General features: G+C 62.7%; 20 protein-coding genes and 1 tRNA gene. 9 read left to right on the plus strand and 12 right to left on the minus strand.

Annotated features, from left to right (window positions below):
• The first annotated feature begins 1 nt into the window (after position 1).
• The 3 genes from FJ543_RS28100 to FJ543_RS28110 are packed head-to-tail and all read left to right on the plus strand — an operon-like array spanning position 2 to position 5,278.
• Complete coding sequence (locus FJ543_RS28100; protein ID WP_140878464.1) at positions 2-1,630, plus strand: alpha-D-glucose phosphate-specific phosphoglucomutase; 1,629 nt, start codon at positions 2-4, stop codon at positions 1,628-1,630.
• 16 nt (positions 1,631-1,646) lie between these two features.
• Entirely contained in the window at positions 1,647-3,644 is a 1,998-nt protein-coding gene (glgX, locus tag FJ543_RS28105) for a glycogen debranching protein GlgX (RefSeq protein WP_140878466.1), read from the plus strand.
• Positions 3,644-5,278 carry an alpha-glucosidase family protein gene (locus FJ543_RS28110; RefSeq protein ID WP_140878468.1) on the plus strand — a complete coding sequence of 545 codons (1,635 nt, stop codon included), beginning with the start codon at positions 3,644-3,646 and terminating at the stop codon, positions 5,276-5,278. Before glgX ends, FJ543_RS28110 begins: the two co-directional genes overlap by 1 nt.
• A 28-nt stretch (positions 5,279-5,306) precedes the next feature.
• Here FJ543_RS28110 and FJ543_RS28115 read toward each other — a convergent pair whose 3' ends face one another.
• A complete protein-coding gene (locus FJ543_RS28115; RefSeq protein ID WP_140663196.1) occupies positions 5,307-7,061 on the minus strand; it encodes a TadG family pilus assembly protein in 1,755 nt (584 codons plus the stop codon).
• On the minus strand, positions 7,062-7,508 hold the full coding sequence (locus FJ543_RS28120; RefSeq protein ID WP_140618623.1) for a TadE/TadG family type IV pilus assembly protein: 447 nt from the start codon (positions 7,506-7,508) through the stop codon (positions 7,062-7,064).
• Positions 7,509-7,790: 282 nt separating this feature from the next.
• Between FJ543_RS28120 and FJ543_RS28125 the strand changes: the two genes are divergently transcribed.
• From FJ543_RS28125 to FJ543_RS28140, 4 genes are all read left to right on the plus strand, one after another.
• A complete protein-coding gene (locus tag FJ543_RS28125) occupies positions 7,791-9,383 on the plus strand; it encodes a peptide ABC transporter substrate-binding protein (RefSeq protein WP_140878470.1) in 1,593 nt (530 codons plus the stop codon).
• A gap of 166 nt (positions 9,384-9,549) precedes the next feature.
• Positions 9,550-10,473, plus strand: a complete 924-nt coding sequence (locus FJ543_RS28130; RefSeq protein ID WP_015318681.1) for an ABC transporter permease subunit — start codon at positions 9,550-9,552, stop codon at positions 10,471-10,473.
• Positions 10,466-11,587 (plus strand): ABC transporter permease subunit, encoded by a 1,122-nt coding sequence (locus tag FJ543_RS28135; protein WP_015318680.1) that lies wholly within the window; start codon positions 10,466-10,468, stop codon positions 11,585-11,587. The genes FJ543_RS28130 and FJ543_RS28135 overlap by 8 nt, the downstream gene beginning before the upstream one ends.
• A 17-nt stretch (positions 11,588-11,604) precedes the next feature.
• Positions 11,605-13,224, plus strand: coding sequence for an ABC transporter ATP-binding protein (locus FJ543_RS28140; RefSeq protein ID WP_140878472.1), 1,620 nt, complete (start codon positions 11,605-11,607; stop codon positions 13,222-13,224).
• A 39-nt stretch (positions 13,225-13,263) separates the two neighbouring features.
• Here the strand turns inward: FJ543_RS28140 and FJ543_RS28145 are convergent, their stop codons facing one another.
• The 5 genes from FJ543_RS28145 to FJ543_RS28165 form a co-directional block, all read right to left on the minus strand.
• Positions 13,264-13,599 carry a hypothetical protein gene (locus tag FJ543_RS28145; protein WP_140823817.1) on the minus strand — a complete coding sequence of 112 codons (336 nt, stop codon included), beginning with the start codon at positions 13,597-13,599 and terminating at the stop codon, positions 13,264-13,266.
• 145 nt (positions 13,600-13,744) lie between these two features.
• Positions 13,745-14,182 (minus strand): hypothetical protein, encoded by a 438-nt coding sequence (locus tag FJ543_RS28150; RefSeq protein ID WP_140717825.1) that lies wholly within the window; start codon positions 14,180-14,182, stop codon positions 13,745-13,747.
• Between the two features lie 2 nt (positions 14,183-14,184).
• Complete coding sequence (locus tag FJ543_RS28155) at positions 14,185-14,412, minus strand: hypothetical protein (protein WP_318011560.1); 228 nt, start codon at positions 14,410-14,412, stop codon at positions 14,185-14,187.
• A gap of 582 nt (positions 14,413-14,994) precedes the next feature.
• On the minus strand, positions 14,995-15,279 hold the full coding sequence (locus FJ543_RS28160) for a hypothetical protein (protein WP_140618613.1): 285 nt from the start codon (positions 15,277-15,279) through the stop codon (positions 14,995-14,997).
• A gap of 640 nt (positions 15,280-15,919) precedes the next feature.
• Positions 15,920-15,996 (minus strand) — tRNA-Pro (locus FJ543_RS28165).
• A gap of 199 nt (positions 15,997-16,195) precedes the next feature.
• Here FJ543_RS28165 and FJ543_RS28170 point away from each other — a divergent pair.
• Positions 16,196-17,716 (plus strand): phosphomannomutase/phosphoglucomutase, encoded by a 1,521-nt coding sequence (locus FJ543_RS28170; RefSeq protein ID WP_140878474.1) that lies wholly within the window; start codon positions 16,196-16,198, stop codon positions 17,714-17,716.
• Positions 17,717-17,726: 10 nt separating this feature from the next.
• Entirely contained in the window at positions 17,727-19,961 is a 2,235-nt protein-coding gene (locus tag FJ543_RS28175) for a mannose-1-phosphate guanylyltransferase/mannose-6-phosphate isomerase (RefSeq protein WP_140878476.1), read from the plus strand.
• 6 nt (positions 19,962-19,967) lie between these two features.
• Here the strand turns inward: FJ543_RS28175 and betB are convergent, their stop codons facing one another.
• The 5 genes from betB to betI form a co-directional block, all read right to left on the minus strand.
• Positions 19,968-21,431, minus strand: a complete 1,464-nt coding sequence (gene betB / locus FJ543_RS28180) for a betaine-aldehyde dehydrogenase (protein WP_140878478.1) — start codon at positions 21,429-21,431, stop codon at positions 19,968-19,970.
• A gap of 81 nt (positions 21,432-21,512) precedes the next feature.
• Positions 21,513-23,165 (minus strand): choline dehydrogenase, encoded by a 1,653-nt coding sequence (gene betA / locus FJ543_RS28185; RefSeq protein ID WP_140618605.1) that lies wholly within the window; start codon positions 23,163-23,165, stop codon positions 21,513-21,515.
• Positions 23,158-24,162 (minus strand): threonine/serine dehydratase, encoded by a 1,005-nt coding sequence (locus FJ543_RS28190; protein WP_041163494.1) that lies wholly within the window; start codon positions 24,160-24,162, stop codon positions 23,158-23,160. The genes betA and FJ543_RS28190 overlap by 8 nt, the downstream gene beginning before the upstream one ends.
• On the minus strand, positions 24,159-25,688 hold the full coding sequence (betC, locus tag FJ543_RS28195; RefSeq protein WP_140878480.1) for a choline-sulfatase: 1,530 nt from the start codon (positions 25,686-25,688) through the stop codon (positions 24,159-24,161). The genes FJ543_RS28190 and betC overlap by 4 nt, the downstream gene beginning before the upstream one ends.
• Entirely contained in the window at positions 25,685-26,275 is a 591-nt protein-coding gene (betI, locus tag FJ543_RS28200; RefSeq protein WP_015318667.1) for a transcriptional regulator BetI, read from the minus strand. Before betI ends, betC begins: the two co-directional genes overlap by 4 nt.
• Positions 26,276-26,460: the final 185 nt, after the last annotated feature.

A 26,460-nucleotide genomic window follows, 5' to 3' on the forward strand; every position in this document is an offset into this window, starting at 1 on the left:
CATGATACGCACCGTTTCCACCAAGCCCTATTCCGACCAGAAGCCCGGCACGTCGGGCCTGCGCAAGAAGGTGCCAGTGTTCCAGCAGGAGCACTATGCCGAGAACTTCATCCAGTCGATTTTCGATGCACTCGACGGGTTCAAGGGCAAGACCCTGGTGATCGGCGGCGACGGCCGTTTCTATAACCGGGAGGTCATCCAGAAGGCCATTGCCATGGCGGCCGCCAATGGCTTCGGCAAGGTGATGGTCGGGCAGGGCGGCATCCTGTCGACGCCCGCGGCCTCGCATGTCATCCGCAAATACAAGACCTTCGGCGGCATCATCCTCTCGGCCAGCCACAATCCCGGCGGCCCGCACGAGGACTTCGGCATCAAGTACAATGCCGGCAATGGCGGCCCGGCGCCGGAAAAGCTGACCGACGCCATCTTTGCCAAGACCAAGACGATTTCGAGCTTCAAGATCGCCGACATCGACCCGATTGACATCGATACGGTCGCGACAGTCGAGGCTGCCGGCATGACCGTCGAGATCATCGATCCGGTTACCGACTATGCCGAGTTGATGGAGAGCCTGTTCGATTTCGATGCGCTGCGCAAACTGTTCAAGTCGGGCTTCCGCATGCGCTTCGACGCCATGCATGCGGTGACCGGGCCCTACGCCAAGGAAATCCTCGAACACCGCCTCGGCGCACCGAACGGCACCTGCCGCAATTTCAAGCCGCTGCCCGATTTCGGCGGTCATCACCCGGACCCCAACCTGGTCCATGCCAAGCACCTTTATGATGAGATGATGGGACCGGACGCGCCCGATTTCGGCGCCGCCTCCGATGGCGATGGAGACCGCAACCTGATCATCGGCAAGGGCATTTTCGTCACCCCTTCGGATTCGGTCGCCATGCTCGCCGCCAATGCCCGGCTGGCGCCGGGCTACAAGGATGGGCTGAAAGGCATCGCCCGTTCGATGCCGACCAGTGGCGCGGCCGACCGCGTCGCTCACAAGCTAGGTGTCGGGATTTACGAGACGCCGACCGGCTGGAAGTTCTTCGGCAATCTGCTCGACGCCGGCATGGCGACGATCTGCGGCGAGGAAAGTGCCGGCACCGGCTCCAACCATGTCCGCGAAAAGGACGGTCTGTGGGCGGTCCTCTTGTGGCTCAACATCCTCGCCGCGCGCGGCGAAAGCTGCAAGCAGATCGTCACCGAGCATTGGGAGACCTATGGCCGGAACTACTACTCGCGCCATGATTATGAGGAGGTTGAGAGCGGCCGCGCCAATGCGCTGGTCGACGAACTCAGGGCCAAGCTCGGCTCGCTACCGGGCACCAGCGTGCGCGGCCTGAAGATCGCCAATGCCGATGATTTCGCCTACCACGACCCGGTCGACGGCTCGACCAGCGAGCACCAGGGCATAAGGGTGCTGTTCGAAGGCGGCTCGCGCGTGGTCTTTCGGCTTTCGGGCACCGGTACGTCTGGCGCGACCTTGCGCGTCTATATCGAGCGCTACGAGCCGGACAAGTCGAGGCACGACCTCGACACGCAGGAGGCGCTCGCCGACCTGATTTCGGCGGCCGACGACATTGCCGGGATCAAGAGCCACACCGGGCGCAACAAGCCGAGCGTCATTACTTGAGGGCGGTGGAGCGCTCTTGACCCAGCTCGGCCCCACCATCACCAGCGAAGGCATCCGCTTCGCCGCATGGTCCTCGTCGGCAAGACGGCTCTGGGTTTCGATCTTTGACGAGCAGGGAAACCGCGAACTCGATCGTCTCGAGCTGGCGTTGGAAGGCAACGGCGTCCATTCACTCTTTGTCTCCGGCCTGGCCGCGGGCGCGCGCTATGGCCTGCGCGCCGATGGCGACTATGCGCCCGAGCGGGGGCTGTGGTTCGACCCCGACAAGTTGCTCACCGATCCCTACGCCGTCGAAATCGACCGGCCCTACGCCTATCACTGGCGGCTCGCCGCGCGGCGCAATGAGGGCGCCGACACCGCGTCGCTGATGCCCAAGACCGTGACCAAGGCCTTGCCCACGGCTCCATCGATCCTGCCGCCGCTGTTTCGCCCTGGCGGCCTGATCTACGAACTGAACGTCCGCGCCTTCACCAAGCTGCATCCGGATGTACCGCAAGAGAAGCGCGGTACGATCGGTGCTCTTGCCCACCCAGCCATCATCGAGCATCTGCAAAAGCTCGGCGTCTCCGCCGTGGAACTGATGCCGATCACGGCCTCCATCGACGAGCGGCATCTGCCGCCGCTCGGCCTGAGCAACGCCTGGGGCTACAATCCCGTCACCTTCATGGCGCTCGACCCGCGCCTCGCGCCCGGCGGCCTGACGGAATTGCAGGACACGGTCGCCGCGTTGCGCCGGGCCGGCATCGGCACCATTCTCGACCTGGTCTTCAACCACACCGGCGAAAGCGACAGGCTGGGGCCGACGCTCTCGCTGCGCGGCCTCGACAATAAGGCCTACTATCGGCACCGGCCGGATGGCGGGCTGGTCAATGACACGGGCACCGGCAACACGATCGCTTGCGACCATCCGGTGATGCGGGAAATGGTGCTCGACACACTTCGTCACTTCGTTCGCCAGGCCGGTGTCGACGGCTTCCGTTTCGATCTGGCTCCGGTGCTGGGCCGGGTCGATGGTGCTTTCGATCCGGAAGCGCCGCTGCTCCAGGCCATCACCCATGATGCGGTGCTTTACGACCGCGTGCTGATCGCCGAGCCTTGGGACATCGGGGCAAACGGCTATCAACTCGGCAATTTCCGGCCGCCTTTCCTTGAATGGAACGACCGCTATCGCGACGATGTCAGACGCTTCTGGCGCGGCGATGCCGGCATGGTCGGTGCTCTCGCAACGCGCCTTGCTGGTTCGTCCGACGTGTTTAACAGGGCAGGGGAGCCGGCAAGCCGCGGCGTGAATTTTATCGCCGCCCATGACGGCATGACGCTGGCTGACATCGTCGCCTATGAGCGCAAGCACAACGCGGCCAATGGCGAGCAGGACCGCGACGGCCATAACGAGAACCTGTCCTGGAACAATGGCGTCGAAGGCGAGACGGACGACACGGCGATCGTCAAGGCCCGTTTCGACGACCAGCGCGCTCTGCTCGCCACGCTGTTCGCCTCGCACGGCACCATCATGCTGACCGCGGGCGATGAATTCGGTCGTACCCAGAAGGGCAACAACAACGCCTACGCCCAAGACAACCCCACCACCTGGCTTGACTGGGCAGGCCGCGATCAGAAGCTGGAGCGTTACGCATTCGTACTCGCGGCACTTCGCCAGGCGGTGCCCGCATTGTCGGACACGCGTTTCCTGACCGGAGAACCGATTGCGGCTTCAGGCGTTCCCGAAGTCGTCTGGCTGACCGAGACCGGTGAGCCGCTCGACGCGACCGACTGGAACGATACCAGCCGGCATCGCCTCGTCATGCTGCTTGGCGGCGAGGAAGGCAGGCTTGCCGTCCTGATCAATGGCGACCGCCGCCAATGCGTCTTCACCTTGCCGGCGCGGGAAGGTTTTCGATGGCATCCGGCGATCGAAACGCACGTGACTGACCTTGCGCGCCCGCTGCCGGGGCGCAGCGTCAATTTCATGATCGAGAGCCGAACCGGAAACGGCGGCGTCAGGAAGGGTTCGTGATGACCGGTGAGAGTTTGGGGCAGGGAGCCGAATGGTGGCGCGGCTGCGTCATCTATCAGGTCTATCCGCGCTCTTTTCAGGACACGACCGGTGATGGCAGCGGCGATCTCGGCGGCATTACGTCGAGGCTCGCTTATATCGCCTCGCTCGGCGTCGACGCTGTCTGGCTGTCGCCCTTCTTCAAGTCTCCGATGGCCGACATGGGCTATGATGTATCGGATTATCGCGACGTCGACCCGATGTTCGGCACATTGGCCGATTTTGATGCGCTGATCGCCGAAGCCCACCGGCTCGGCCTGAAGATCATCATCGACCAGGTGCTGTCGCATTCATCCGACAGGCATGAATGGTTCATCGAAAGCCGGGCCAGCCGCGATAATGCCAAGGCCGACTGGTACGTCTGGGCCGATGCGAAGCCCGACGGCGGCGCGCCCAACAACTGGCTGTCGGTCTTCGGGGGGCCGTCCTGGGAATGGGATGCGACCCGCCGCCAATATTACATGCATAATTTCCTCGCCTCGCAGCCAGACCTCAATTTCCACAACCCGGAAGTCCAGGATGCGTTGCTAGACACGGTGCGGTTCTGGCTCGATCGCGGTGTCGACGGCTTCCGGCTGGACACGGTCAATTACTATGTCCACGACCGCTGGCTGCGCGGCAATCCGCCCTTGGCGTCGAGCGTCGCCGGCACCAACACAGAGACCAACACCTACCTCTATCAGGAGCATCTGTTCGACAAGACGCAGCCCGAAAACCTGGCGTTCCTACGGCGCTTCCGCGCGTTGCTCGACGAATATGGCGACCGCGCCGCCGTCGGCGAAATCGGCGACGAGGGCCGCTCGCTGCAGACGCTCGCCGCCTACACCTCCGGCGGCGACAAGCTTCAGATGAGCTACACTTTCGACCTGCTCGGTTCGCAGTTTTCGGCGGCGCATGTGCGCGGCTGCGTCGAGGCCTGCGAAAGCGCGGTGGCCGACGGCTGGGTTTGCTGGGCGTTTTCCAACCACGACGTGGTGCGCCATGTCAGCCGCTGGATGCGGCCCGGTGGCGATCCCGATCTTGTGGCCAAATTCTCGATCATGCTGCTCGCCTGCCTGCGCGGCTCGATCTGCCTCTATCAGGGCGAGGAACTCGGCCTTGAGGAGGCGGAGCTTGCCTACGAGGATCTGCGCGATCCGGTCGGCATCCGCTTCTGGCCCGGCGTGAAGGGCAGGGATGGTTCCCGCACGCCGATGGTCTGGGAGGCCGACGCCGACAATGCGGGCTTTTCCACTGCAAAACCCTGGCTGCCTGTGCCGGCAAGCCATCGCGCCCGCGCTGTCGATGTGCAGAACGGCGAGGAGCAATCGGTGCTGTCGGCCTACCGCTCGGCGCTTGCCTTGCGCAAACAGCATCCGGCGCTGGTCGGCGGCTCGATCCGCTTTCTCGATACCGAGGGCGACGTGCTCGCCTTCATCCGCGAAGGTGGCGACGAGAGGTTGCTCTGTGTCTTCAATTTCGCTGAGGAGCCGGCGACCTTGCCGTTGGTGGGTGATATCGGACCCGTCACGGCTGTCTTCGGCGGGACCGCTTCTGTCGAGGAAAACACCCTCTCGCTGCCAACTCTCGGCTGCTTTCTCGGCCGGCTCGACTGATTGGCACTTCGGTTGTGGCTAGGCGGTCCTACTGAACGAGCACCGCCCGGCCGCAGGTCGCGCCGGTGACGCGCACGTCGGCCTGGCCGACACGCACACCAAGGGCTCCGAGCAAATTGTAAACCAACTCGTCGACCGGCGCCGCCACGCCGTTCAAGAGCGCAACCACTGCCGGCCGCACGGTGGAAAGCAAGGTATTCAGATTCAGCAGCGGCAAGCCCAGCAAATTGGTCGTCAGCGACAGATCAGTGATCAGGGAGGTCGTCAAAGACTGTGTCAGGTTTTGCGTGGAGACTGTCTTTATCGTTTTGGCGTCGATGTCGGCCTTGTTGAAGGTCAATGCGGTCGGCGCGTTGTTGGCCATTTCAAATGCCGCTGAGCCCGTCACTGAAAGTAGATTGATCAGAAGACTGACCTTTGCGATTTCAGTGTCGGAGAACGATTCCGGTTTGGTGAAATCGGCAAAGCCGGAGCTACTGCTGTCGGCCAAATGCGCTTCCACAACACCGGGGCGGGCAGAAACGGTGACCTTGATGCTGTCGGGACCCGTAGGACAGCTTATGTCGGTGAGTTTGGCTTCGGCGTAGGCGACTTCCACATGCAGTGGCAGGTTGACCGACACCAGAGTAATGCCCCCACCGACATTGCCGCCTGCGCCGCCGACTGTCGCGGCTACTTTGATGCGCGTCTGGGCGGTCCGCACGACAGTGCCGATACCATCGATCGCCAGCCAGGGCGAGGACTGCATCGGCTCGCCGATGGCGATGCTGAGTTTGGTGGAGAGCAGCCCCGGGATGGTGGCGCCGAGATCGATCGCGGCCTGGTTGGTACCGTTGGCGAGCACGGCGGCTGCCGTCAGCATGCCCATGGCGCTTGCGTCTACCCCAAGCCCGGACGGCTGTTGGCCGAGGCCCAGGCTGCCGACCGAACCAAGGTCGACAAGGCTGCTGAGCGGGATCTTGACGGTGCTGGTCGATTTGGAGGCGATGGTCTGCAGGGCGACCTTGGCCGTATTGCCGAGGCCGGGAACATTGGCCATGGCGGTAGCGATCTGGCCGACCGTCGCCTTCGATGCCAGAACGTCGGAATAGGTACCGGCCGTGATGTTCAGTTGCGTGGCGAGCGCACTGATGAAGGAAAGCACGCTCACATCCGCCGAGATCAGCCCGTTGTAGTCCATGACGCTGAGCGAGATGTTGCCGCCGAGAAGTCCGCTCAAAAGTGCGTTGAGGATGCCGCCATTGACGCTGAGCAACCGCGATCCGACCGAGAACGTCGCCAGCGGCGTCATGCTGGCCGTGGCCTGGGTGCCGATGACGGGAGTGGGGATCAGCGAACTTGCGAAATAGCGGTTCGGAATCTTTGCCAAAGTGACGCGGACGGCATTGTAAGGCGTGACACCCGCCTGGAAGCGCTGGCTGACATTGGCGGTCGATGAGGCATATCGGCCCTGCGTGACCGTCACCACCGTTTTGCCGGTGGCCGGGGCAATGGTCTGGCCCGAAGCTTGAACGACGACGCCCGGCATGCCGTTGTCGGTTAGTGTGGTGACGACCGCGGTGTTGACGTTGTTGATGTTCGAGGCGGCGGTAATCGCCGCCAGGTCGACCATCGCCTGGGCTTCCCGGCGCTCGGTGTAGATGGAGGCTTCGTCAATGGCCACAGCCGCCAATGCCAATGCGACCGGCGCGCTCAATGCGGTCATGACGGCGAAGTTCGCCTTCCTGTCTCCCATCATCGACCGTGCAAGCCGGTCGATACCCTTGCCCGCCCGCCGCAGCATTCAGATACCCCCGACCCTGATCGTTGACTGACGCTTGATGGTCGTCCCTGGCATGGCTATGCCGGGGAACAGGTTCCAGATCGGCAGGTTGCGGGCATCGTAGGAGATGGACACCACGAACTGGCTTCCGTCGGCGATGCTGTCGTTGGCCTGATAGGTCAGTTTGCTGGCGTCCACGAAGGGGTAGCCGCCGGCATTGTTGGTGAGATAGCTGGCCACGAGCGTCTGCCGCTCGGTCTGGTTCACCCCAGCGATGGCTGTTCGGGCAGCGTCGGCTGCAATTTGCTGGATCGAATTGGCGGCGCCAAAATAGATGCCGTATGCAACCATTCCGAGTAGAAGAAGAATGAAAAGCGGTGACAGCAAAGCGAACTCGACGGCTGAAGTTCCCGAGTTGTCTGATCGGAAACGGCGACTTCGGGCCTCGAAAATGGGGTGGTGAACCATGGCACCAGCATGCCCAAATTCGCATGCAGAAAGCGAAAACTCTGGGTGCAACCAAAGGGTGCGGTCGATTGAAAACGAATCTCTAATTTAGCCGTTGCTTTCTCGACAATGGGGATTGACTTAGGGTCAATCAGTACTCGGTTGAAAAGAGCTTACCTCCTGTCTAGTCTCCTGCCACCAGCCGCCGGAGGGAACCGGGGGCGCGCTCAAAGGAGCCAGTCATCGGCTTCGGGGCGTCAACACGTAAGGCGCGCCGATGGCAGCGCCGACAGGGAGAACTTCATGCTGAAAAACATGCTGAAGGCGACGGTATTCGCCACCACCATGGCCGTAACCGCCGGCGCATTCTACACGCCGGCTTTCGCGGAGAGTGTCTATAACAGGGGCACCGCCGCTGAATCGGAGTCGGTCGATCCGCACAAGACCTCGACGGTCTATGAAGCCAATGTGCTGCGTGACCTGTTCCAGGGATTGGTCATGCAGGACCAGAAGGCGAACCTCATTCCGGGCGCGGCCGAAAGCTGGACGGTATCGGATGACGGCACCGTCTACACCTTCAAGCTGCGCAAGGACGGCATGTGGTCGGACGGCAGCCCGGTGACGGCGGAGGACTTCGTCTATGCCTTCCACAGGCTGGAAGATCCGGCGACCGGCGCCGAATACGCCTCGATGCTGTATCCGGTTAAGGGCGCGGAGGATGTCAACACCAAGAAGGGCAAGCCCGAGGACATGGGTGTCAAGGCGATCGACGCCGGCACCCTTGAGGTGACGCTGAAGGCGCCGACGCCGTACTTCCTGGAGATGCTGACCCATCAGGCGACCTATCCGGTCAGCAAGGCCTCGATTGGAAAGCTTGGCGCCGACTGGATCAAGCCGGGCAATCTGGTTTCGAACGGCGCCTATACGCTGGCCGAATGGGTTCCCAACGACCACATGAAACTGGTCAAGAATCCCAAATTCTGGGACGCCGCGACCGTCAAGTTCGACGTGGTCAACTACATTCCGACCGAGGATCGTTCGTCGGCGATGAAGCGCTTCGAGGCCGGCGAACTCGACAGCTATGACGATCTGCCGACCGAACAGCTCGCCGACCTCAAGACCAAGTTCGGCGACCAGATCCATGTCGGGCCGTATCTCGGCACCTACTATTATGCCATCAAGACCGACAAGGCGCCGTGGAACAACCCCGAACTGCGTAACGCCATCTCGATGGCGATCGACCGTGATTTCATCGCCGAGAAGGTCTGGCAGAATTCGATGCTGCCCGGCTATTCGATGGTGCCCCCCGGCATCGAGGGCTATACGCCCGCAATGGCCAAATACGCCGACATGCCGCAGATCGACCGCGAGGACGCGGCCAAGAAGATCCTCGAGAAGCTTGGCTACACCCCCGAACATCCGCTGAAGATGGAAATCCGCTACAACACCTCGGAAAACCACAAGAACACGGCAGTGGCGATCCAGGAACAATTGAAGCCGCTTGGCGTCGACGTCACGCTGCTCAACACCGACACCAAGACCCACTACTCCTTCCTCGAGCAGAAGGGCGACTATGACGTGGCGCGTGCCGCCTGGATTGCCGACTATAAGGATCCAGAGACCTTCCTCGGTATCACGCGCAAGGCCAGCGGCAACAACTATTCCAACTACAACAGCCCGCAATACGAAGCGGCAATGGACAAGGCGGCGGCCGCGGGCGGCAAGCCCGAAGAGCGCATGAAGGACCTCTCCGCGGCCGAGCGCATCCTCATCGACGACGTCGGCCAGATCCCGCTTCTCTACTACAGCTACCACGACATCGTTTCCTCGAAGCTGCATGGCTTCGTCGACAATGTGATGGACGTGCATCCGTCGCGCTTCGTCAGCAAGGATTGATCCCTGGCCAAGCCGCCGCGCTCTAAAGAGCGCGGCGGTGCTGGTTTGCCATCGCATCGGCCCGGGAAGCGGAAATCGATTTTCGGAAGAATCCGGTGTGAAGATTTGAAGGCTGGAGCGCAATCGTCCGAGTGGAAGGGCGTGCTCTGGATCAAGTGGGGCACCGATGCTGCGATACGTATTCCGGCGGCTTTTGACCGCCATCCCGACGCTGTTCGTCATCGTGACGATGGCGTTCTTCCTGATGCGCGTCGCGCCAGGCGGTCCATTCAACCAGGAGCGGGGGCTGAGCCCAGAGATCAAGGCCAACTTGGAAGCCCAGTTCGGCCTCAACGATCCGCTCTGGCTGCAATATGTCCATTATCTCGGCAATCTGCTGCGCGGCAATTTCGGCCCGAGCTACAACATGCCGGATTTCACCGTCACCGAACTGTTTGCCAAGGGCCTGCCCATTTCCGTGCAGCTCGGAGCCTCGGCGCTGATCCTGGCGCTGCTGCTCGGCAGCGTGCTCGGCACCATCGCCGCGCTCAACCAGAACAAGCTTGGCGACTATACGGTGATTGCCCTGGCGACCGCCGGCAGCACCATCCCGACCTTCGTCATCGCGCCGGTGATCCAGCTTGTCTTCGGGCTGACCTGGAGGCTGCTGCCGATCGGCGGCTGGGGTGACGGCGCCTTCATCAACAAGGTCGGCCCGGTGCTGACACTTGCCTTGCCGCAAATCGCCATCGTTGCCCGCCTGATGCGCGGCTCGATGATCGAATCGCTGCGATCCCATCATATCCGAACGGCGCGCGCGCTCGGCCTTTCCGACTGGTCGGTGGTGGTCAAGCACGCGTTGCGCGGCGCCATCCTGCCGATCGTCTCCTTCACCGGCCCGGCGGCGGCGGCACTGCTGACCGGCTCGGTCATCGTCGAGACGATCTTCTCCATTCCCGGCGTCGGCCGCTATTTCGTCGATGCCGCGCTCAACCGCGATTATACGCTGGTGATGGGAACGGTGGTGGTGATCGCCATTTTTACCATCGTCTTCAACCTGATCGTCGACGTCATGTACGCGGTCGTCGACCCGAGGGTGCGCTATGACTGACATCGCAGCCACGGCCCCCGCAATCGTTGGTCGCTCGCTTTGGGGCGATGCCTGGGCGCGCCTCAAGGCCAATCGCGCCGCCATGTTCAGCCTCTACTACCTCGTTCTGATTGGGATCATCAGCGTCTTTGGCCCGTGGTTCGTGCCGCATCAATACACGACCATCTACGCCGACTATGTGCGCATGCCGCCAAGCCTCTCAGCCTATCCGAAACCCGACATGATCGAGACGGCACTTACCGAAGCGATCAAGCGCATGCGAGTCGACATCAAGGACTGGCACCAAGAGGGGAGCCAGGTCTTCGTCACGGTCAAGTCGACCAAGCCGATCGACGACCGCAACATCCGCTACCTCGACCGTTCCGATGCCTTCGATGACACCAAGATCGAAAACAAGTCGCCCGACGGCCTCGAAGTAACGATGAGCGCATCGGTCAAGCAGCAGTATTTCCTGTTCGGCACCGACAATACCGGCCGCGATCTTCTCTCCCGCACGCTGATGGCCGGGCGCATATCGCTGGCCATCGGTCTGCTGGCCGGTGTCGTGGCGGTGGTGATCGGCGTGATCTACGGCGCCGCCGCCGGCTTTTCCGGCGGCAAGGTCGATGAAGTGATGATGCGCATCGTCGACGTGCTCTATTCCTTGCCGTTCATCTTCTTCGTCATCATGCTGGTGGTGTTCTTCGGCCGCAACTTCGTGCTGATGTTCCTGGCGGTCGGTGCCGTGCTGTGGCTCGACATGGCGCGCATCGTGCGCGGCCAGGCGCTGTCGATTCGCCGGCAGGAATATGTCCAGGCGGCGGAAGCCATGGGCATTGGCCAGCGTGGCATCCTGATCCGCCATGTCATCCCGAACCTGCTTGGCCCGGTGGTGATCTACATGACACTGCTGGTGCCGCAGGTCATCATCCTGGAGAGCTTCCTGTCGTTCCTCGGGCTTGGCATCCAGGAGCCGATGACCAGCTGGGGCGTGCTGATCTCGGTCGGCGCCAAGAACATCGGCACCGCCAACTGGCTGCTCCTGTTTCCCGCCTTCTTTCTGGTCTCGACGCTGTTCGCCTTGAATTTCGTCGGCGACGGCCTGCGCGACGCGCTCGACCCACGGGATCGATAAAGATGGGGACCGCTGAAATGGCTGCTTCCGAAACGATCCTCAGCGTCAAGGACCTTCGCGTCCGCTTCCGCACGCTCGACGGTACGGTCGAAGCGGTCAAGGGAATCAACATCCACGTCAACGCGGGCGAAACGGTTGCCGTGGTCGGCGAGTCCGGTTCCGGCAAGAGCCAGACGATGATGGCGGCGATGAGCCTGCTGGCCTCCAATGGCGAAGCGTCGGGCCATGTCGACTATCGCGGCCGCAACCTGCTGACCCTGAGCAAGTCCGAGCTGAACAAGGTCCGCGGCCGCAAGATCAGCATGATCTTCCAGGAACCGATGACTTCGCTCGATCCGCTCTATTCGATCGGCAACCAGCTGATCGAGCCGATCCGCCGCCATCGGGGCCTGAGCGCTGCCGCAGCGCATGAAGAGGCGCTCAAGCTGCTGCGGCTCGTGCATATTCCCGATCCGGAGCGACGGATGAAATCCTATCCGCACGAAATGTCCGGCGGCCAACGCCAGCGCGTGATGATCGCGATGGCGCTCGCCAATGACCCCGACATCCTGATCGCCGACGAGCCGACGACGGCGCTTGACGTCACCATCCAGGCGCAGATCCTGATGCTTTTGGCCGAACTGCAGCGCAAGCTCGGCATGGCGATCGTCTTCATCACCCATGACCTCGGTATCGTCCGGCGCTTTGCCGACCGTGTCTATGTCATGCGCCAGGGCGAGGTGGTCGAGGAAGGCGAGGCGGAAACCATTTTTGCCAATCCGCGGCACGCCTACACCAAAATGCTGCTGGCGGCCGAGCCGACGGGAACCAAGGCGCCGCCGCCAGCCGATGCGCCGGTGGTGCTCGAAGGTAGGAATGTCGAAGTCACATTCAGGATCGGCGGTGGGTTTCTGGCCGGCGAACCGCTGATGCTGCGGGCCGTCGATCACATCTCGATCCGGCTGCAGCGCAACCAGACCATCGGCATTGTCGGCGAATCCGGCTCGGGCAAGTCGACGCTCGGCCGCGCCTTGCTGCGGTTGCTGCCGAGCGATGGGCTCATTCGGTTCGGCGATCGCGATATCTCCACTGCCGACCGGCAGCAGATGCGGCCACTGCGGCGCCAGATGCAACTCGTCTTCCAGGACCCGTTCGGCTCGCTGTCGCCGCGCATGACCGTCGGTCAGGTCGTCACCGAGGGGCTGCTGGTGCATGAGCCCAACCTTTCAGGAAAGCAGCGCGACCAGCGCGCGGTCGAGGCCCTGCGCGAGGTCGGCCTCGACCCCAATGCCCGCAACCGCTACCCGCACGAATTTTCCGGCGGACAACGGCAGCGCATCGCCATTGCCCGCGCCATGATTCTGAAGCCGAAGATGGTCGTGCTGGACGAGCCGACATCGGCGCTTGACCGCTCGGTGCAGAAACAGATCGTCGAACTGCTGCGCAAGCTGCAAGCCGACCACGAACTGTCCTACCTCTTCATCAGCCACGATCTGTCGGTCGTGCGCGCCATGGCCGACTACATCATCGTCATGAAGCAAGGCAAGATCGTCGAAGAGGGGCCGACGGAAGAGATCTTCAACAATCCACGGGCGCCTTATACGCAGACGCTGATGAACGCCGCGATCGACGTCACACGGTTTCGACTGAGCGCGTAAGGCGCCGGCAGGGGCAATTGTCGTGGCGTCGTCTGTCGCTCAGCTCGCGCACTTGCGTGCGCGCACAGCGACAATGGCATCCTGCTGTCGCTTCAGCCGGTCGATCCTGGCCGTTTCGCGGTTGGCGACTGCGGTCTTGACGCGCGATCCGCCCAGCAGCCAGCGCGGCACGCTGGTGTTGACGACCTTGCCGCGGGTGATCGCCGTCTGCGAGATGTCGCGCGCGCTGCTTCCCAGCGCACTGTTGAGGTCGCTACAGCTCATGCTCTCGTATTTGGCCGGATCGGCCGTCCTGCCGATCGATGAGCATCCGGCAGCCATGAAGGCCGCAGCCAGAAGAGCGGGTGCCGACCTTGTCCTTGAAATCAAACTCATGCGCGCGTCCGGCCCGGCCGTTTTTGCCGCCTCCCTGATCTTCATCGATCAACCTAGCGCTGATAGCCAATTCGTCAAAGTTTCACCGGCCGGCCAGTGCTCGCGTTCTGCACTGGCTATCGGCCAATTATCGCTGTCGGAATTTTTACGCTGCTTGGGCGGCCAATTCGGTCATGGAGTCACAACCGCCGAGCATCATCTGGGCAATGTCGGTCGCATTGTCGTCGACATGCGCCGTCACCAGCACAATCCCCCCGCCAATACTTGGCCGCTCGGGTCTTCTGGCGGCCGCGACAATGGCTTCGAGCAATCCGCCAAGGCCGCCGCAGAACACGCTGGCCAAGGCTATAGCCGATAGGCCGGTCGGGAAAAGGTTGATGTCGTAAACAGCAACGGCGCCGAGGCACGCCAACAGCCCGGCGGCAGCGCCCAGCATGACACCCGGAGACCTCAGGACATCGATTTCGTCACGGTAGGGCCCGATAATGGCGACCTGTACGCGCGGAACCCCGGCCGCCAACAGGTCGCCGGCAATCCGCGCCGCTTCGGCATGGGATTCGAAAAGCTTACTGATTGTTGGCATGGTTACTCGGACATCGCGTCCGTCAGCGTGTCGGTAACGAAGGATGCGGCGATCAGATCGTCGCCGTCGATGCGGCCTCGCCCGCCTTCAATCACGGCCGCTACCTTTTGGAAGGTCTTCATTTCACCCTCGGTGATCTGAGCGTGTTGCATTCTGGTTTTGAGGCTATCTATGCGCATCCCCAACACATGGGATGTTACAGTCTCATGGTTCGACATGGTGGTGCTCATCCGTTCCCGCTTCGCTTGGTTTTCCCGCGCCCGATCTCGAACTTGGGCCGAGCGGAAACGTTCCCAGGGCAGGGCTTCGGTCGGGCGGAGGTCGGACCTAAGTCTGGGCCTGGAACGCATTGGTCTTGCCAAGCGGGCCGGCCGGAACAGTCGCTCTTCGTCACCGTTGTCTGCTGCAAATACCGGAGGAATTTGATGGAGAAGAGTGTTGGTCAGGCGCGCTGGTTGCTCGCACCGATTTTCGCGGTTGCCATCACCTTCATGGTGGCTGGAATAGTCCTCAGCTAATCTCTTGGCACATTAGCGCAGCCCAGTTCTTTCCCAAGCCGATAGGCTTCGTGAGCGAGCATGGATCTGGCGAACCCTGAAGTCTTGGCCAGGCCAGCTCAAATGACCTGGTCACCGAGCAGAATTCCCGCGATTCCGAGCGGTATGGGAGATTCGAAGTTGAAACGATCGCTTCGCATGGCTGCATTCAGCCGCGGGCGAGAACTCGAAGCTATTCACATGAAACGCGCGCGAGCGTGCTAGGCAAAGTCACCTGGTGGCCGGGCTCGCGAGAGCCGGGCCACCAGTTGGGCATCAGTAACCGCCGTTTTCCATTACCACCGGATGATGGTGACGGTGGTGGGTGGAAACGGAGCCGGTGACGACGACTGCATTCCGATCGTGATGCCGGCGGCCGTGGTCATAGAACGCCACCGTCCCGTGGTGTCGGTGATGCAGGCGCTGGCCTTCCTCATTGATGATCCTGACGTTGTGGTGGTGCCGATGGTGGGTCCTGATGACGACGTCGGCCTCGGCTGCCGAAGCCAAAGCGGGCAATCCCATTGAAAGCGCCAAAGCGCACATGATCATTGTTTTCATTGCAAGTTCTCCAACTGCTTTGATTAGCCCTTCGTTGGTTACAACTGCTGCTGATCCCTTTGGTTCCGGTTCCCGGGGGACAGCCGCACGCAAGCGAAGGGCTGGCTATCGCGTCGCCACGATTGGCAAAGAGGAGGCTTGCTTCCGGCCATCTGCGCAGGCGGCGGCAAACATCACCCGCGTTCTGTCACTGCCAGGGAGGAACGCTCTGCCGCAATTGTTAAGACAATTCGCCCACCTGTCGCCAGATCCCCGTCAGGCGACGGAACATTAGGCCGGCCTAACAGTTCTTCCCGCAGCGGACATCACGGTTTGGTGTTCGCTGAAGATCAGCAGGCAAAGGCTGATCGGCCCGCGTCCTCCGCCAGAGGCGCGGGCTTCACCAGGCAACAGGAGTGAGATTATGAACAACATCATTTGGCTTGTGGGAGCGGTGGTCGTCGTCATAGCGGTATTGAGCTTTTTCGGCCTCCGTTAAACGCCTGCATATGGGGGCAGGGACTTCGTGGCCCATGCCCCCAAAGAGGAACGAATCTCGTGTCCGTTCCCTAGGAACAGGCATCATCTTGGACAAGGCTCTATCTCTGGTGAATCTCGGGTGGAGCGCCAAAGTCGGGATGCGCTAACACATTGTTTTTTCTGGTCGGAGTGGCAGGATTTGAACCTGCGACCCCCTCGTCCCGAACGAGGTGCGCTACCAGGCTGCGCTACACTCCGTGACCAGATCGCGGGCTTATAGCCGCCACACATCGTTCCTGCAAGCGGCAATGGCAGCCCTTCTGTCGCATTTCGTCCGCTTTCTGCGGGCATTGCCGGAAGGCCCGAATTTCCGTCCGGGATAAACGCGGCTTAAAGCCTTGTGTGCTAAGCCGCTGCGTTGATGGATCGTATTTCTGCCGCTTGGAGCCCTGCCGTCTTGCCCCTAAATATTGTCGGCGAAGCGTGGCCAAACAGCTTCGAATTCGAAACCGCGGCGCTGATCAAGGCATCCGGTTTTCGTGAATATGATGCGCGCTGGTGGTTCGGCCATCCCGGTTCGGCAGTGCCGCCTGAACTCAATCTGATCGGCGTCCAGGCGCTTGGCATGGGGCTCGGCACGGTGATCCGGCGGCTCGGCGCTGGGCCTGACATCGTCACCGGGCATGATTTCAGATCCTATTCGCTCGGCATCAAGCTGGCGTTGGTTTCCGGGCTGATGGCGGCCGGCGCACGGGTGAAGGATATCGGTCTGGCGCTGTCGCCGATGGCCTATTTCGCGCAGTTCGCGCTGGAGACGCAGTCGGTGGCCATGGTCACCGCATCGCACAACGAGAATGGCTGGACCGGCGTCAAGATGGGAGCGGCGCGGGCGCTGACCTTCGGCCCCGAGGAGATGAGCGCGCTGAAGGCGATCGTGCTGGCCGCCGATTTCGACCTTACCGGCGGCGGCTCCTATGATTTCGTCGACAATTTTCGCGCCACCTATCTCGACGATGTGACAAGGGACAAGCGCATCACACGAAAGCTGAAAGTGGTCGCCGCCTGCGGCAACGGCACTGCTGGCGCCTTTGCCCCGGAAGCCCTGCAGCGCATCGGCTGCGAAGTGATCCCGCTCGATGTCGAGCTTGATCATACGTTTCCAAACTACAACCCCAATCCGGAGGACATGCAGATGCTGCATGCAATCAGGGACAAGGTGCTGGAGACAGGGGCCGATGTCGGTCTGGGCTTCGATGGCGACGGCGACCGCTGCGGTGTCGTCGACAATGAAGGCAACGAGATCTTTGCCGATAAGGTCGGCGTCATGCTTGCGCGGGATATTTCGCGGCTCCATCCGGGTTCGACCTTCGTTGTCGACGTCAAGTCGACCGGACTGTTCAACACCGACACGGTGCTGCGCGCCAATGGCGCCGTTACCGACTATTGGAAGACCGGCCATTCCTACATCAAGCGCCGGGTTGCCGAACTCGGCGCGGTCGCCGGCTTCGAAAAATCAGGCCACTTCTTCTTCAACCCCCCGATCGGGCGCGGCTATGACGACGGACTGGTCACGGCAATCGCCATCTGTCAGATGCTGGACCGTAACCCCGCCAGTTCGATGGCCGATCTCTACGGGGCACTGCCACTGACCTTCGGCACGCCCACAATGTCCCCGCAATGCGCGGACGATGTGAAGTACGGCGTGGTCGAGCGGGTGGTCTCCGATTTTCACGCGATGAAGCGGGACGGCTCCAGTTTCGCCGGCCAGAAGATCGTCGACCTTGTCACCGTCAATGGCGTGCGGGTCATTGCGGAGGACGGCACCTGGGGTCTGGTGCGCGCCTCGTCGAACAAGCCGGAACTGGTCGTGGTCGTCGAAAGTCCGGTCTCGTCCGAGCGTCGCCGGCAGATGTTCGATGCCGTCGATGCCGTGCTGCGCCGCAGTCCGGAAGTCGGCGCTTACAACCAGACTTTTTGACAGGGCATCCATGGGCCAGCGCATCGTCAGTTTTGTCATGAGCGGCGGCGTCGGCTCTCGGCTGTGGCCGCTGTCACGCGAGGACAATCCCAAGCAGTTCCACGATCTGTCGGGCGACGGTTCCATGCTCGCCAAGACCTTGCGCCGCCTGACGGCGAGACCGGCTGGCGAGACGCCGATCTTCCTGATCGCATCGGAGCGTCACGCCGATCGTGTCCATGCCGACTTGGCCGGTCTCGATCTTGCCGGCGGCGGCCCGCTGTTCGAGCCGGCGGGACGCAACACGGCCGCCGCCGTCGCACTGGCGACCCTGCGCACGCTGTCGGAATTCGGCGACAGCCTGGTTCTGGTGGTGCCCTCGGACCATGAAATAGCGACGGCAGGGCAATTCTGGCAAAGTATCGAGGCGGGATCGCAGGCGGCGCGCGCCGGTCGTCTGGTGGTGTTCGGCATCAAACCGACCCAGCCGGAAACCGGTTACGGCTATATCGAGGTATCGGCCGAGAAGGGCGGGGTGTTCGACGTTTCGCGCTTCGTCGAGAAGCCCGACCTTGCGACGGCCAACGACTATCTCAAGGCGGGAAATTTCTACTGGAATACCGGCATCTTCCTGTTTCGGGCCGGTGCCATGCGCGACGCCTTCAAGACATTCCAGCCCGACATCTGGCACGCCACCGAAGCGGCCTACGAGGCGGCCACGACGGACCTGTCCGGCCTCTATATGCCGCTGGAACTTTACGCGGCGATCCCGTCGAACTCGATCGACTATGCCATCATGGAGCGGGCAAAAGACATAGCCATGGTGCCGGCCGGCTTCCGCTGGAACGATCTCGGCTCCTGGCAATCGCTCCTCGATGTCGGTCCCGCCGACGACCGGGGCAACGTCGTTGTCGGCGATGTCGTCGCCATAGATTGCGAGAATTCCTATATCCGCAGCGACGGCCGCCTGCTGTCGGCCATCGGCATGAAGGACGTTGCCATTGTCTCGACGGCGGATGCCACTTTCGTTGCCCCGGTGAGCCACAGCCAGCACGTCAAGAAGATCGTCGAACAACTCGAAAAATCGGGACGGCTGGAAACCAGGTTCACGCCGGCGCATGACCGCGTCATCGAAAGTGGCGCCTGGCGGCGGCGCGTTCATCACTGGCTGTTCCAGGAGACCTTGCCGTTGTGGTCGACATCAGGCGTCGACGAGCGCCACGGTGGCTTCCACGAGGCGCTGGGTTTCGACGCCAAGCCGCTCGTCAAGCCCAAGCGCATGCGCACCCAGGCCAGGCAGGTCTATGCCTTCGCGGTTGCCAAGGAGCGCGGTTGGACCGGGCCGGCCGACCGGCTGATCGCGCATGGCATCGACTTCATGGCGGGGCAGGGCCGCACCGAACGGGGCGGTTGGGTGCGCACGCTGAATGTCGATGGCTCCGTCGCCGATCCCGTCGAGGACGCCTACGATCATTCCTGCATCCTGCTGGCGCTGGCGCATGCGCATATGTCGGGCAATGCCGACGCCTTGCGGCTCGGCCAAGAGACCTTCACCTTCCTCGATGCGCATCTGGAGGACAGCCGCATGACCGGCTTCCTCGACACCTCGGACGGGGCGGGCGAGCGACGCTCCAACCCGCACATGCATTTGCTCGAAGCTTTCCTGGCCTGGCACCAGGCAACCGGTGAGCGTGCGCATCTGCGTCGCGCGGCGCGCATCATAGACCTCTTCCGCAGCCATTTCTTCGACGCCGAGAGCTGGACGCTCGGAGAGTATTTCGATGCAGAATGGAAACCGGTACCGGGAGAGAAGGGGACCTGGACCGAACCTGGCCATCACTTCGAATGGGCATCGCTGCTGGTCGATTTCGCCGGCCGCAGCGGCCAGGCCGAACTGAGCGTCTTTGCCCGAAAACTCTACGCCTCGGCAATCGCCAATGGCCTCAACCGGGCCACCGGCCTTGCCTATGGTGCAGTCTCGCGGCAAGGACTGCCGCTCGACCTGATATCGCGCAGCTGGCCGCAGGCCGAGGCGCTCAAGGCGGCGATCGCCCTGGATGGCTCGGGCGGCCCCGATCTGAAGCCGGAGATCGAGGCGAGGGTCGGCCGGCTGTTCCGCTGGCACGTCGACCCGGCGCCGCTCGGCCTGTGGATCGATCGCATCGACGAGCGCGGCCGCTCGCTGGCATCTGACGTGCCGGCGAGCATCTTCTACCATCTGGTCTGTGCACTGACGCAGTATCTGGATGGAACGGCGGAGAAGTAGGCGGGATCAATACGGACTGGCGACGTCCCCGGTCTCGACATAGATCGACTTCAGCTGCGAATAGAGCGCCAGCGCCGCCAGCGAGTTCTCCCGCCCGATGCCCGATTGCTTGACGCCGCCGAAGGGAATTTCCACCGGTGTCAGATTGTAGGCATTGATCCAGCAGGTTCCGGCCTGCAACTCGGCGATGACGCGGTGGGCGCGCGGCAGGTCGCGCGTGAAGACGCCGGCGGCAAGACCGAACTCGGTGTCGTTGGCGCGGTCGATCACCTCGTCCTCGCTGTCGAATTTCAGCACGCTCATGACCGGGCCGAAAATCTCCTCGCGGGCGATCCGCATCGTGTCGGTAACGGCGGTGAATACGGTCGGCTCGACGAAGAAGCCGCCCTGGAAACCCTGCAGCGACGGCACATTGCCGCCACAGGCCAGCGTCGCCCCATCGTGCTTGCCGGCCTCGATATAGCCGACGACTTTGTCTTGCTGTGCCTTGGAGACCAGCGGCCCCATCTGCGTTTCCGGGTCGAGCGGATCGCCGATGCGGATTTTCTTGGTCCGTTCGATCAGCCGCTCGACAAAGCGGTCGTGAATGCCACTCTGGACGAAAACGCGCGTGCCGTTGGAACAGATCTGGCCGGTCGAATAGAAGTTGCCGAGCATGGCGCCGCCAATCGCATTTTCGAGATCGGCATCGTCGAAGACGATCAGCGGCGACTTGCCGCCGAGTTCCATCGTCGCGTGCTTCATCCTGGAGCCCGCTAGCGACAGCACCTTGCGCCCGGTCGGCACCGAGCCGGTCACCGAGACCTTGGCCACGACATCATGGCCGACAAGGCCGGCGCCGACGTCGCCATAGCCTTGCACGACGTTGAACAGCCCGTCGGGCAGGCCGGCTTCCGAGTAGATCTCGGCCAGCGCCAGCGCCGAAAGCGGCGTGTTTTCCGATGGCTTGAACACCATGGCATTGCCCATGGCGAGTGCGGGTGCGGATTTCCAGCCGGCGATCTGGATCGGATAGTTCCATGCGCCGATGCCGACGCAGACGCCGAGCGCATCGCGGCGCGTATAGGCGAATGGCCCGCCGAGGTCGACCGCTTCGCCGTTGAAGACAGCGACCGCGCCGGCGAAATATTCAAGGCAGTCCGCGGCGGAAGGTGCATCCGCCACCAGTGTCTCCTGGATCGCCTTCCCGGTGTCGAGCGTCTCGATGCGGGCAAGATCGGCGTTGCGGGCGCGCAAAATGTCGGCGGCTCGGCGCAGGATGCGGCCGCGCTCGACCGGCTTAAGCCGCGCCCAGGCCGGCTGTGCGGCGCGGGCGGCCTCGACCGCCAGTTCCAGCACGTTCGGCGTCGCCGATCGCAGCATGGCGATGGTCTCGCCCGTGGCCGGATAGATCACCGGCAGCGGCGCGCCGCCTTCGTCCTCGATATAGCGTCCGTTGACATAGTGCGAAGCCGTGGGCTGGGCGCGCATGGGAGGTCTCCAATCGTTGTGCCCAAGACGGCTATTGGGCGGGCGCCTGTCGGGCAGCTCACTCTATCGGCGGATCATGGCCTATCTGTCGGAAGCCTGCCAGCGCGGATTGATCCATGGTTCCTGGTTGGACGGCGCGAGCGGCGTGCGGCCAAGGATGTGATCGGACGCTTTTTCGCCGGTCATGATCGATGGCGCGTTGAGGTTGCCGTTGGTCACGCGCGGGAAGATCGAGGAGTCGGCGACCCGCAATCCGTCGACGCCGATGACCCGGCATTCCGGATCGACCACGCTCGATTGATCATCGACGCGGCCCATTCGGCAGGTGCCGCAGGGGTGGTAGGCGCTTTCGGCATGGTCGCGGATGAACAAGTCGAGATCGTCGTCCGACTGGACATGGCTGCCCGGCGAGAGTTCCTGTCCGCGATAGGCATCGAAGGCCGACTGGCCGAAGATCTCGCGGGTCAGGCGGATGCAGTGGCGGAACTCCGCCCAGTCGTCCGGATGCGACATGTAGTTGAAGCGGATGACCGGCTTCGCTTTCGGATCCGGCGAGCGCAGCGTCACCGAGCCGCGCGACTTCGAGCGCATCGGTCCGACATGCGCCTGGAAGCCGTGCGACTTCGCCGCCGCCTTGCCGTCGTAACGCACCGCCGCCGGGATGAAGTGGTACTGGATGTCGGGATAGTCGACGCCTGCCTGCGAGCGCACGAAGGCGGCCGCCTCGAAATGATTGGTGGCGCCAAGGCCCGATTTGAAGAACAGCCACTGCGCCCCGATCATCGCCTTGGAGAACGGGTTCAGCACTGAATTCAGCGTGATCGGTTTGGTCGATTCCTGCTGGATGTAGAGCTCCAGATGGTCCTGCAGGTTGCCGCCGACGCCAGGCCGGTCGGCCACGACGGCAATGCCGTTTTCGTGCAAATGCCCGGCCGGGCCGATACCGGACAGCATCAGGATCTTCGGCGAGTTGATCGACGACGCCGCGACGATTACTTCACGTCGCGCCTTAACGACCTGAATCTGTTTGTGAGCTTCGATCTCGACGCCGATGGCGCGTTGATTCTCGATGATCACCCGGCGCGCAAAGCCTTTGACCAGTCTGACGTTTTTGCGCCGGAGCGCCGGCTTCAGATAGGCTGATGCCGCCGACCAGCGGCGGCCGCCCAGAATGGTCTGCTCCATCGGGCCGAAGCCTTCCTGCTTGGCGCCATTGTAGTCGTCGGTCAGTTCAAACCCTGCCTGGCGGCCCGCTTCGACGAAGGCGCCATAGAGCGGATTGCGCCGGGAGCCGCGCTGCACATGCAGCGGGCCGCCGTGCCCGCGCCAGCCATCCTCGCCGCCATCTGAATCCTCCATGCGTTTGAAGTAGGGCAGCACGTCGGCGAAGCCCCAGCCGGCCGCGCCCTGTTCGGCCCAATGGTCGAAGTCGCGGGCGTGGCCGCGCACATAGACCATGCCGTTGATCGAGGACGAGCCGCCGATCACCTTGCCGCGCGGCGTCGCCAGCACGCGGCCACCCAGATGCGGTTCCGGTTCACTGGCGAATCCCCAGTCGTAGAGGCTCATGTTGAGCGGTATCGACAGCGCCGAAGGCATCTGGATCAGCGGCCCGATATCAGTGCCGCCGAATTCGATGACGATGACCGAATGCTTGCCGTCTTCCGACAAGCGATAGGCCATGGCCGAGCCGGCGGAGCCGGAGCCGATGATAACGAAATCCGCTTCAAGCATGGTTCATATGCGCCATAAAATCGGCGAGCGAAACGTTGCCGCCGGTAGCCACCACCAGGACGGTTTTTCCCGCCACATCCACCTTGCCACCGAGCAATGCCGCCAGCGACGCCGCACCTGACGGTTCGAGCACCAGCTTCATCCGCTCGAAAGCGATCCGCATCGCGCGCCGCACCGACTGATCGTCGACCGTGATGCCGCGCACGCCAGCGGTCTTGACCGCGGCGAACGGCGCGTCGCCGGGCCGGCGCGACATCAGTCCGTCGCAGATCGATTTCGGACCGATCGGCATGGTCTCGATGCTGCCATGCGCCAGTGAAGAGCCCATGCCGTCGAACCCTTCGGGCTCTACGCCGATGATCTCGGTCGCCGGCGACAGATAGTGGAAGGCGAGCGAAACGCCGCCGATCAGCCCACCGCCGCCGACCGAGCAGAACAAGAGATCGGCGCTGGCATCCTTACCCGACAGCTGGTCGAGCGCTTCGAGGCCGGCACCCGCCTGACCGGCGACGATCTCGGGATCGTCGAATGGATGCAGGAGCGCTAGCCCTTCTGTTTCAGCGATTTCGCGCGCCTTGGCCGCCGCGACCTCTTCACGCGCGCGATCGTCATGGTCGGTCAGCACGACGCGCGCGCCATAACCCGCGGTAGCATCGCGCTTGGCGGCCGGCGCGTCGATCGGCATGACGATGGTCACGGGAATGCCGAGCGCCTGGCCGGCCGCGGCCAGCCCTTGCGCGAAATTGCCCGAGGAATAGGCGACGACGCCCTTCTTCGCCTCGTCGGGCGAAAGCCGCTTCAGCCGCCAATAAGCGCCGCGAACCTTGAAGGATCCGGCCCATTGCAGCGATTCCGGCTTGATGAAGACCCGGGCCGCGCCGGTTTCTCTGGCGAGCGCCGCCGATTCCAGCAGCGGCGTGACCTGTGTCGCCCGTGACGTTACCGCGTAGGCCTGCCTGAGATGGTCGAGAGTGGGAACGAGAAGGTCTGCCATCATTCGCCTCGCGGATACCTTTTGCTCTCTTCGAGATTGTCGAGGTTCATGTGATTGCGCATGTACCGCTCTGACGCTTTCTGCAACGGCTGGAAATCCCAAGGGTAATAGGCGCCGTTGCGCAGCGCCGGATAGACGACCCAGCGGCGTGCCTGGTTTTCGCGCACGGCGGCATCGAAGCCGGCCATGTCCCAACGCGCCCGGACCTTTTCCAGGAATGCCGCCACAAGACCCGCATTGGCGGGGTCGGCGGCCAGATTGTCCCGCTCGAGCGGATCGGCTTCGAGATCGAACAATTGCGGCGGATCGAGTTCGCAATGGACGAATTTGTACCTGCCTTCGCGGATTGCCACCAAGGGCGCATAGGAGCCCTCCGCCGCGTACTCGATCAGCACCGGTGTCGTGCGCTGCCCGCCCTTGGTGAGCGGCAGCAGCGACTGGCCGTCGGTCCACGGCGCGATCGCCCCGATGTCGATGCCGGCAAGGTCGCAAAGCGTTGGTGCTACGTCGAGATTGGAGACCGGCGCCTCGATCAGCCCGGCACGAATGCCCTTGCCGGCAATCATCAACGGCACTCGCGCCGAGCCTTCGAAGAAGCTCATCTTGAACCACAGGCCTCGCTCGCCGAGCATGTCGCCGTGATCCGAACAGAACAGGATGATCGTGTCGTCGGACATGCGCGTTCGCGTGAGAACGTCGAGGAGCTCACCGACCTTGTCGTCGACATAGGAGATGTTGGCGAAATAGCCGCGCCGCGAACGACGCACCTCTTCAGGCGTGATCTCGAAAGAGGAATAGTCGCTGGCATGGTACAGCCGCCGAGAATGCGGGTCCTGCTCGTCTTCAGCGATGTACCCGGTTTCCGGATCCAGCACCTGGCAATGCTCATAGAGATCCCAATACTGCTTGCGCGCGACATAGGGATCGTGCGGATGCGACAGCGAGACGGTGAGGCACCAGGGCCGATGGCTCGCATCGTCCTGTTCGCGCGAAAGCTGATAGAGCTTCTGAGACGCGAGGAACACGACCTCGTCGTCATACTCCATCTGGTTGGTTGTTTCCGCGACGCCGGCGCCGGTCACCGAACCCAGATTATGATACCACCACTCGATGCGCTCGCCGGGTTTGCGGTAGTCCGGCGTCCAGCCGAAATCCGCCGGATAGATGTCGGTGGTCAGCCGTTCCTCGAAACCGTGCAGCTGATCCGGTCCGACGAAATGCATCTTGCCCGACAGGCAGGTGTAGTAGCCGGCCGCACGCAAATGATGGGCGAAGGTGGGGATCGACGAGGCGAACTCGGCGGCATTGTCATAGACCCCGGTGCGCGACGGCAACTGGCCGCTCATGAACGAGGCACGGCCCGGCGCGCAGAGTGGCGAGGCGGTGTAGTTGTTGGCAAAGCGCGCCGAACGCGCCGCCAGTGCCTTCAGATGCGGTGTGTGCAGAAATTCCGCCGGCCCATCCGGGAACAAGGTCCCGTTGAGCTGGTCGACCATGACGATCAGGAAATTGGGTCGCTTCGCTGTCACTGCTTGTGCCGTCCGCCAAGTTTGGTTTCGAGATAATCTTCGACCAGCGCGATCGCGGTCGCGGCGTCAGGCACGCCATCCTTCAGCGCGCGCCTGATGTAGAGCCCGTCGATCATCGCCGCCGTCGCTTCCGCGGCGCGGTCGGCTTCGGTCCTCGGCAGGATACCGGTCAATCCACTCATCAGGTTGGAATGCAGCCGCCGGGCATAGATTCTGAGCAGCCGGCGCAGCGAAGACGATTGCTGCGCCTCGACATAGAAAGCGAGCCATGCGGCAATGGTTTCGGCCTGGAACTGGACATCGGAGAAGTTGACGGCGACCACGGCCGAGACGCGCTCGCGCGCGGTGCCGGCGCACTGCAGGGCGCGGCGCATATCGATGGTCAGTTCGGCCAGGATGTGCCGCATCGTCGCGAACAGCAGCTCGTCCTTGGCGCCGAAATAGTGGTGGGCGAGCGCCGAAGACACACCGGCGCGTCCGGCGATCTCGGACATGGTCACGTCAAGCGAGCCACGCTCGCCGATTGCCGAGATCGTCGCGTCGATGAGCGCCCTGCGGCGCAATGGCTCCATTCCGACTTTTGGCATGCCGTTTCCGATTTTTGCGGGAGATTATTTTTTATTGACGCGTCAATCAATGAAAAATCGACCTCGACGCGACCTGTACCAAGCGATTGTTGCGTTGCGGCCCTTCACGGCCCGGGCGAGAATGTTTATATTTGAACAATAAAGGCGAAGTGCGTCACGAGCCATGGGCGCTGGCGCCAAGGATG

The organism is Mesorhizobium sp. B2-5-7, from assembly GCF_006440875.1.
Classification (GTDB): domain Bacteria; phylum Pseudomonadota; class Alphaproteobacteria; order Rhizobiales; family Rhizobiaceae; genus Mesorhizobium; species Mesorhizobium australicum.

What these genes read in the sequence shown, in the direction of transcription:
- betA (WP_140618605.1), bottom strand. Translation starts at nt 23,165, where the DNA reads ATGCTTGAAGCGGATTTCGTTATCATCGGCTCCGGCTCCGCCGGCTCG.
- FJ543_RS28135 (WP_015318680.1), top strand. Translation starts at nt 10,466, where the DNA reads ATGACTGACATCGCAGCCACGGCCCCCGCAATCGTTGGTCGCTCGCTT.
- FJ543_RS28155 (WP_318011560.1), bottom strand. Translation starts at nt 14,412, where the DNA reads ATGAGCACCACCATGTCGAACCATGAGACTGTAACATCCCATGTGTTG.
- FJ543_RS28130 (WP_015318681.1), top strand. Translation starts at nt 9,550, where the DNA reads ATGCTGCGATACGTATTCCGGCGGCTTTTGACCGCCATCCCGACGCTG.
- FJ543_RS28190 (WP_041163494.1), bottom strand. Translation starts at nt 24,162, where the DNA reads ATGATGGCAGACCTTCTCGTTCCCACTCTCGACCATCTCAGGCAGGCC.
- betI (WP_015318667.1), bottom strand. Translation starts at nt 26,275, where the DNA reads ATGCCAAAAGTCGGAATGGAGCCATTGCGCCGCAGGGCGCTCATCGAC.
- FJ543_RS28145 (WP_140823817.1), bottom strand. Translation starts at nt 13,599, where the DNA reads ATGAGTTTGATTTCAAGGACAAGGTCGGCACCCGCTCTTCTGGCTGCG.
- FJ543_RS28150 (WP_140717825.1), bottom strand. Translation starts at nt 14,182, where the DNA reads ATGCCAACAATCAGTAAGCTTTTCGAATCCCATGCCGAAGCGGCGCGG.
- FJ543_RS28160 (WP_140618613.1), bottom strand. Translation starts at nt 15,279, where the DNA reads ATGAAAACAATGATCATGTGCGCTTTGGCGCTTTCAATGGGATTGCCC.
- FJ543_RS28110 (WP_140878468.1), top strand. Translation starts at nt 3,644, where the DNA reads ATGACCGGTGAGAGTTTGGGGCAGGGAGCCGAATGGTGGCGCGGCTGC.
- FJ543_RS28175 (WP_140878476.1), top strand. Translation starts at nt 17,727, where the DNA reads ATGGGCCAGCGCATCGTCAGTTTTGTCATGAGCGGCGGCGTCGGCTCT.
- FJ543_RS28100 (WP_140878464.1), top strand. Translation starts at nt 2, where the DNA reads ATGATACGCACCGTTTCCACCAAGCCCTATTCCGACCAGAAGCCCGGC.
- FJ543_RS28115 (WP_140663196.1), bottom strand. Translation starts at nt 7,061, where the DNA reads ATGCTGCGGCGGGCGGGCAAGGGTATCGACCGGCTTGCACGGTCGATG.
- FJ543_RS28140 (WP_140878472.1), top strand. Translation starts at nt 11,605, where the DNA reads ATGGCTGCTTCCGAAACGATCCTCAGCGTCAAGGACCTTCGCGTCCGC.
- FJ543_RS28125 (WP_140878470.1), top strand. Translation starts at nt 7,791, where the DNA reads ATGCTGAAAAACATGCTGAAGGCGACGGTATTCGCCACCACCATGGCC.
- betB (WP_140878478.1), bottom strand. Translation starts at nt 21,431, where the DNA reads ATGCGCGCCCAGCCCACGGCTTCGCACTATGTCAACGGACGCTATATC.
- FJ543_RS28120 (WP_140618623.1), bottom strand. Translation starts at nt 7,508, where the DNA reads ATGGTTCACCACCCCATTTTCGAGGCCCGAAGTCGCCGTTTCCGATCA.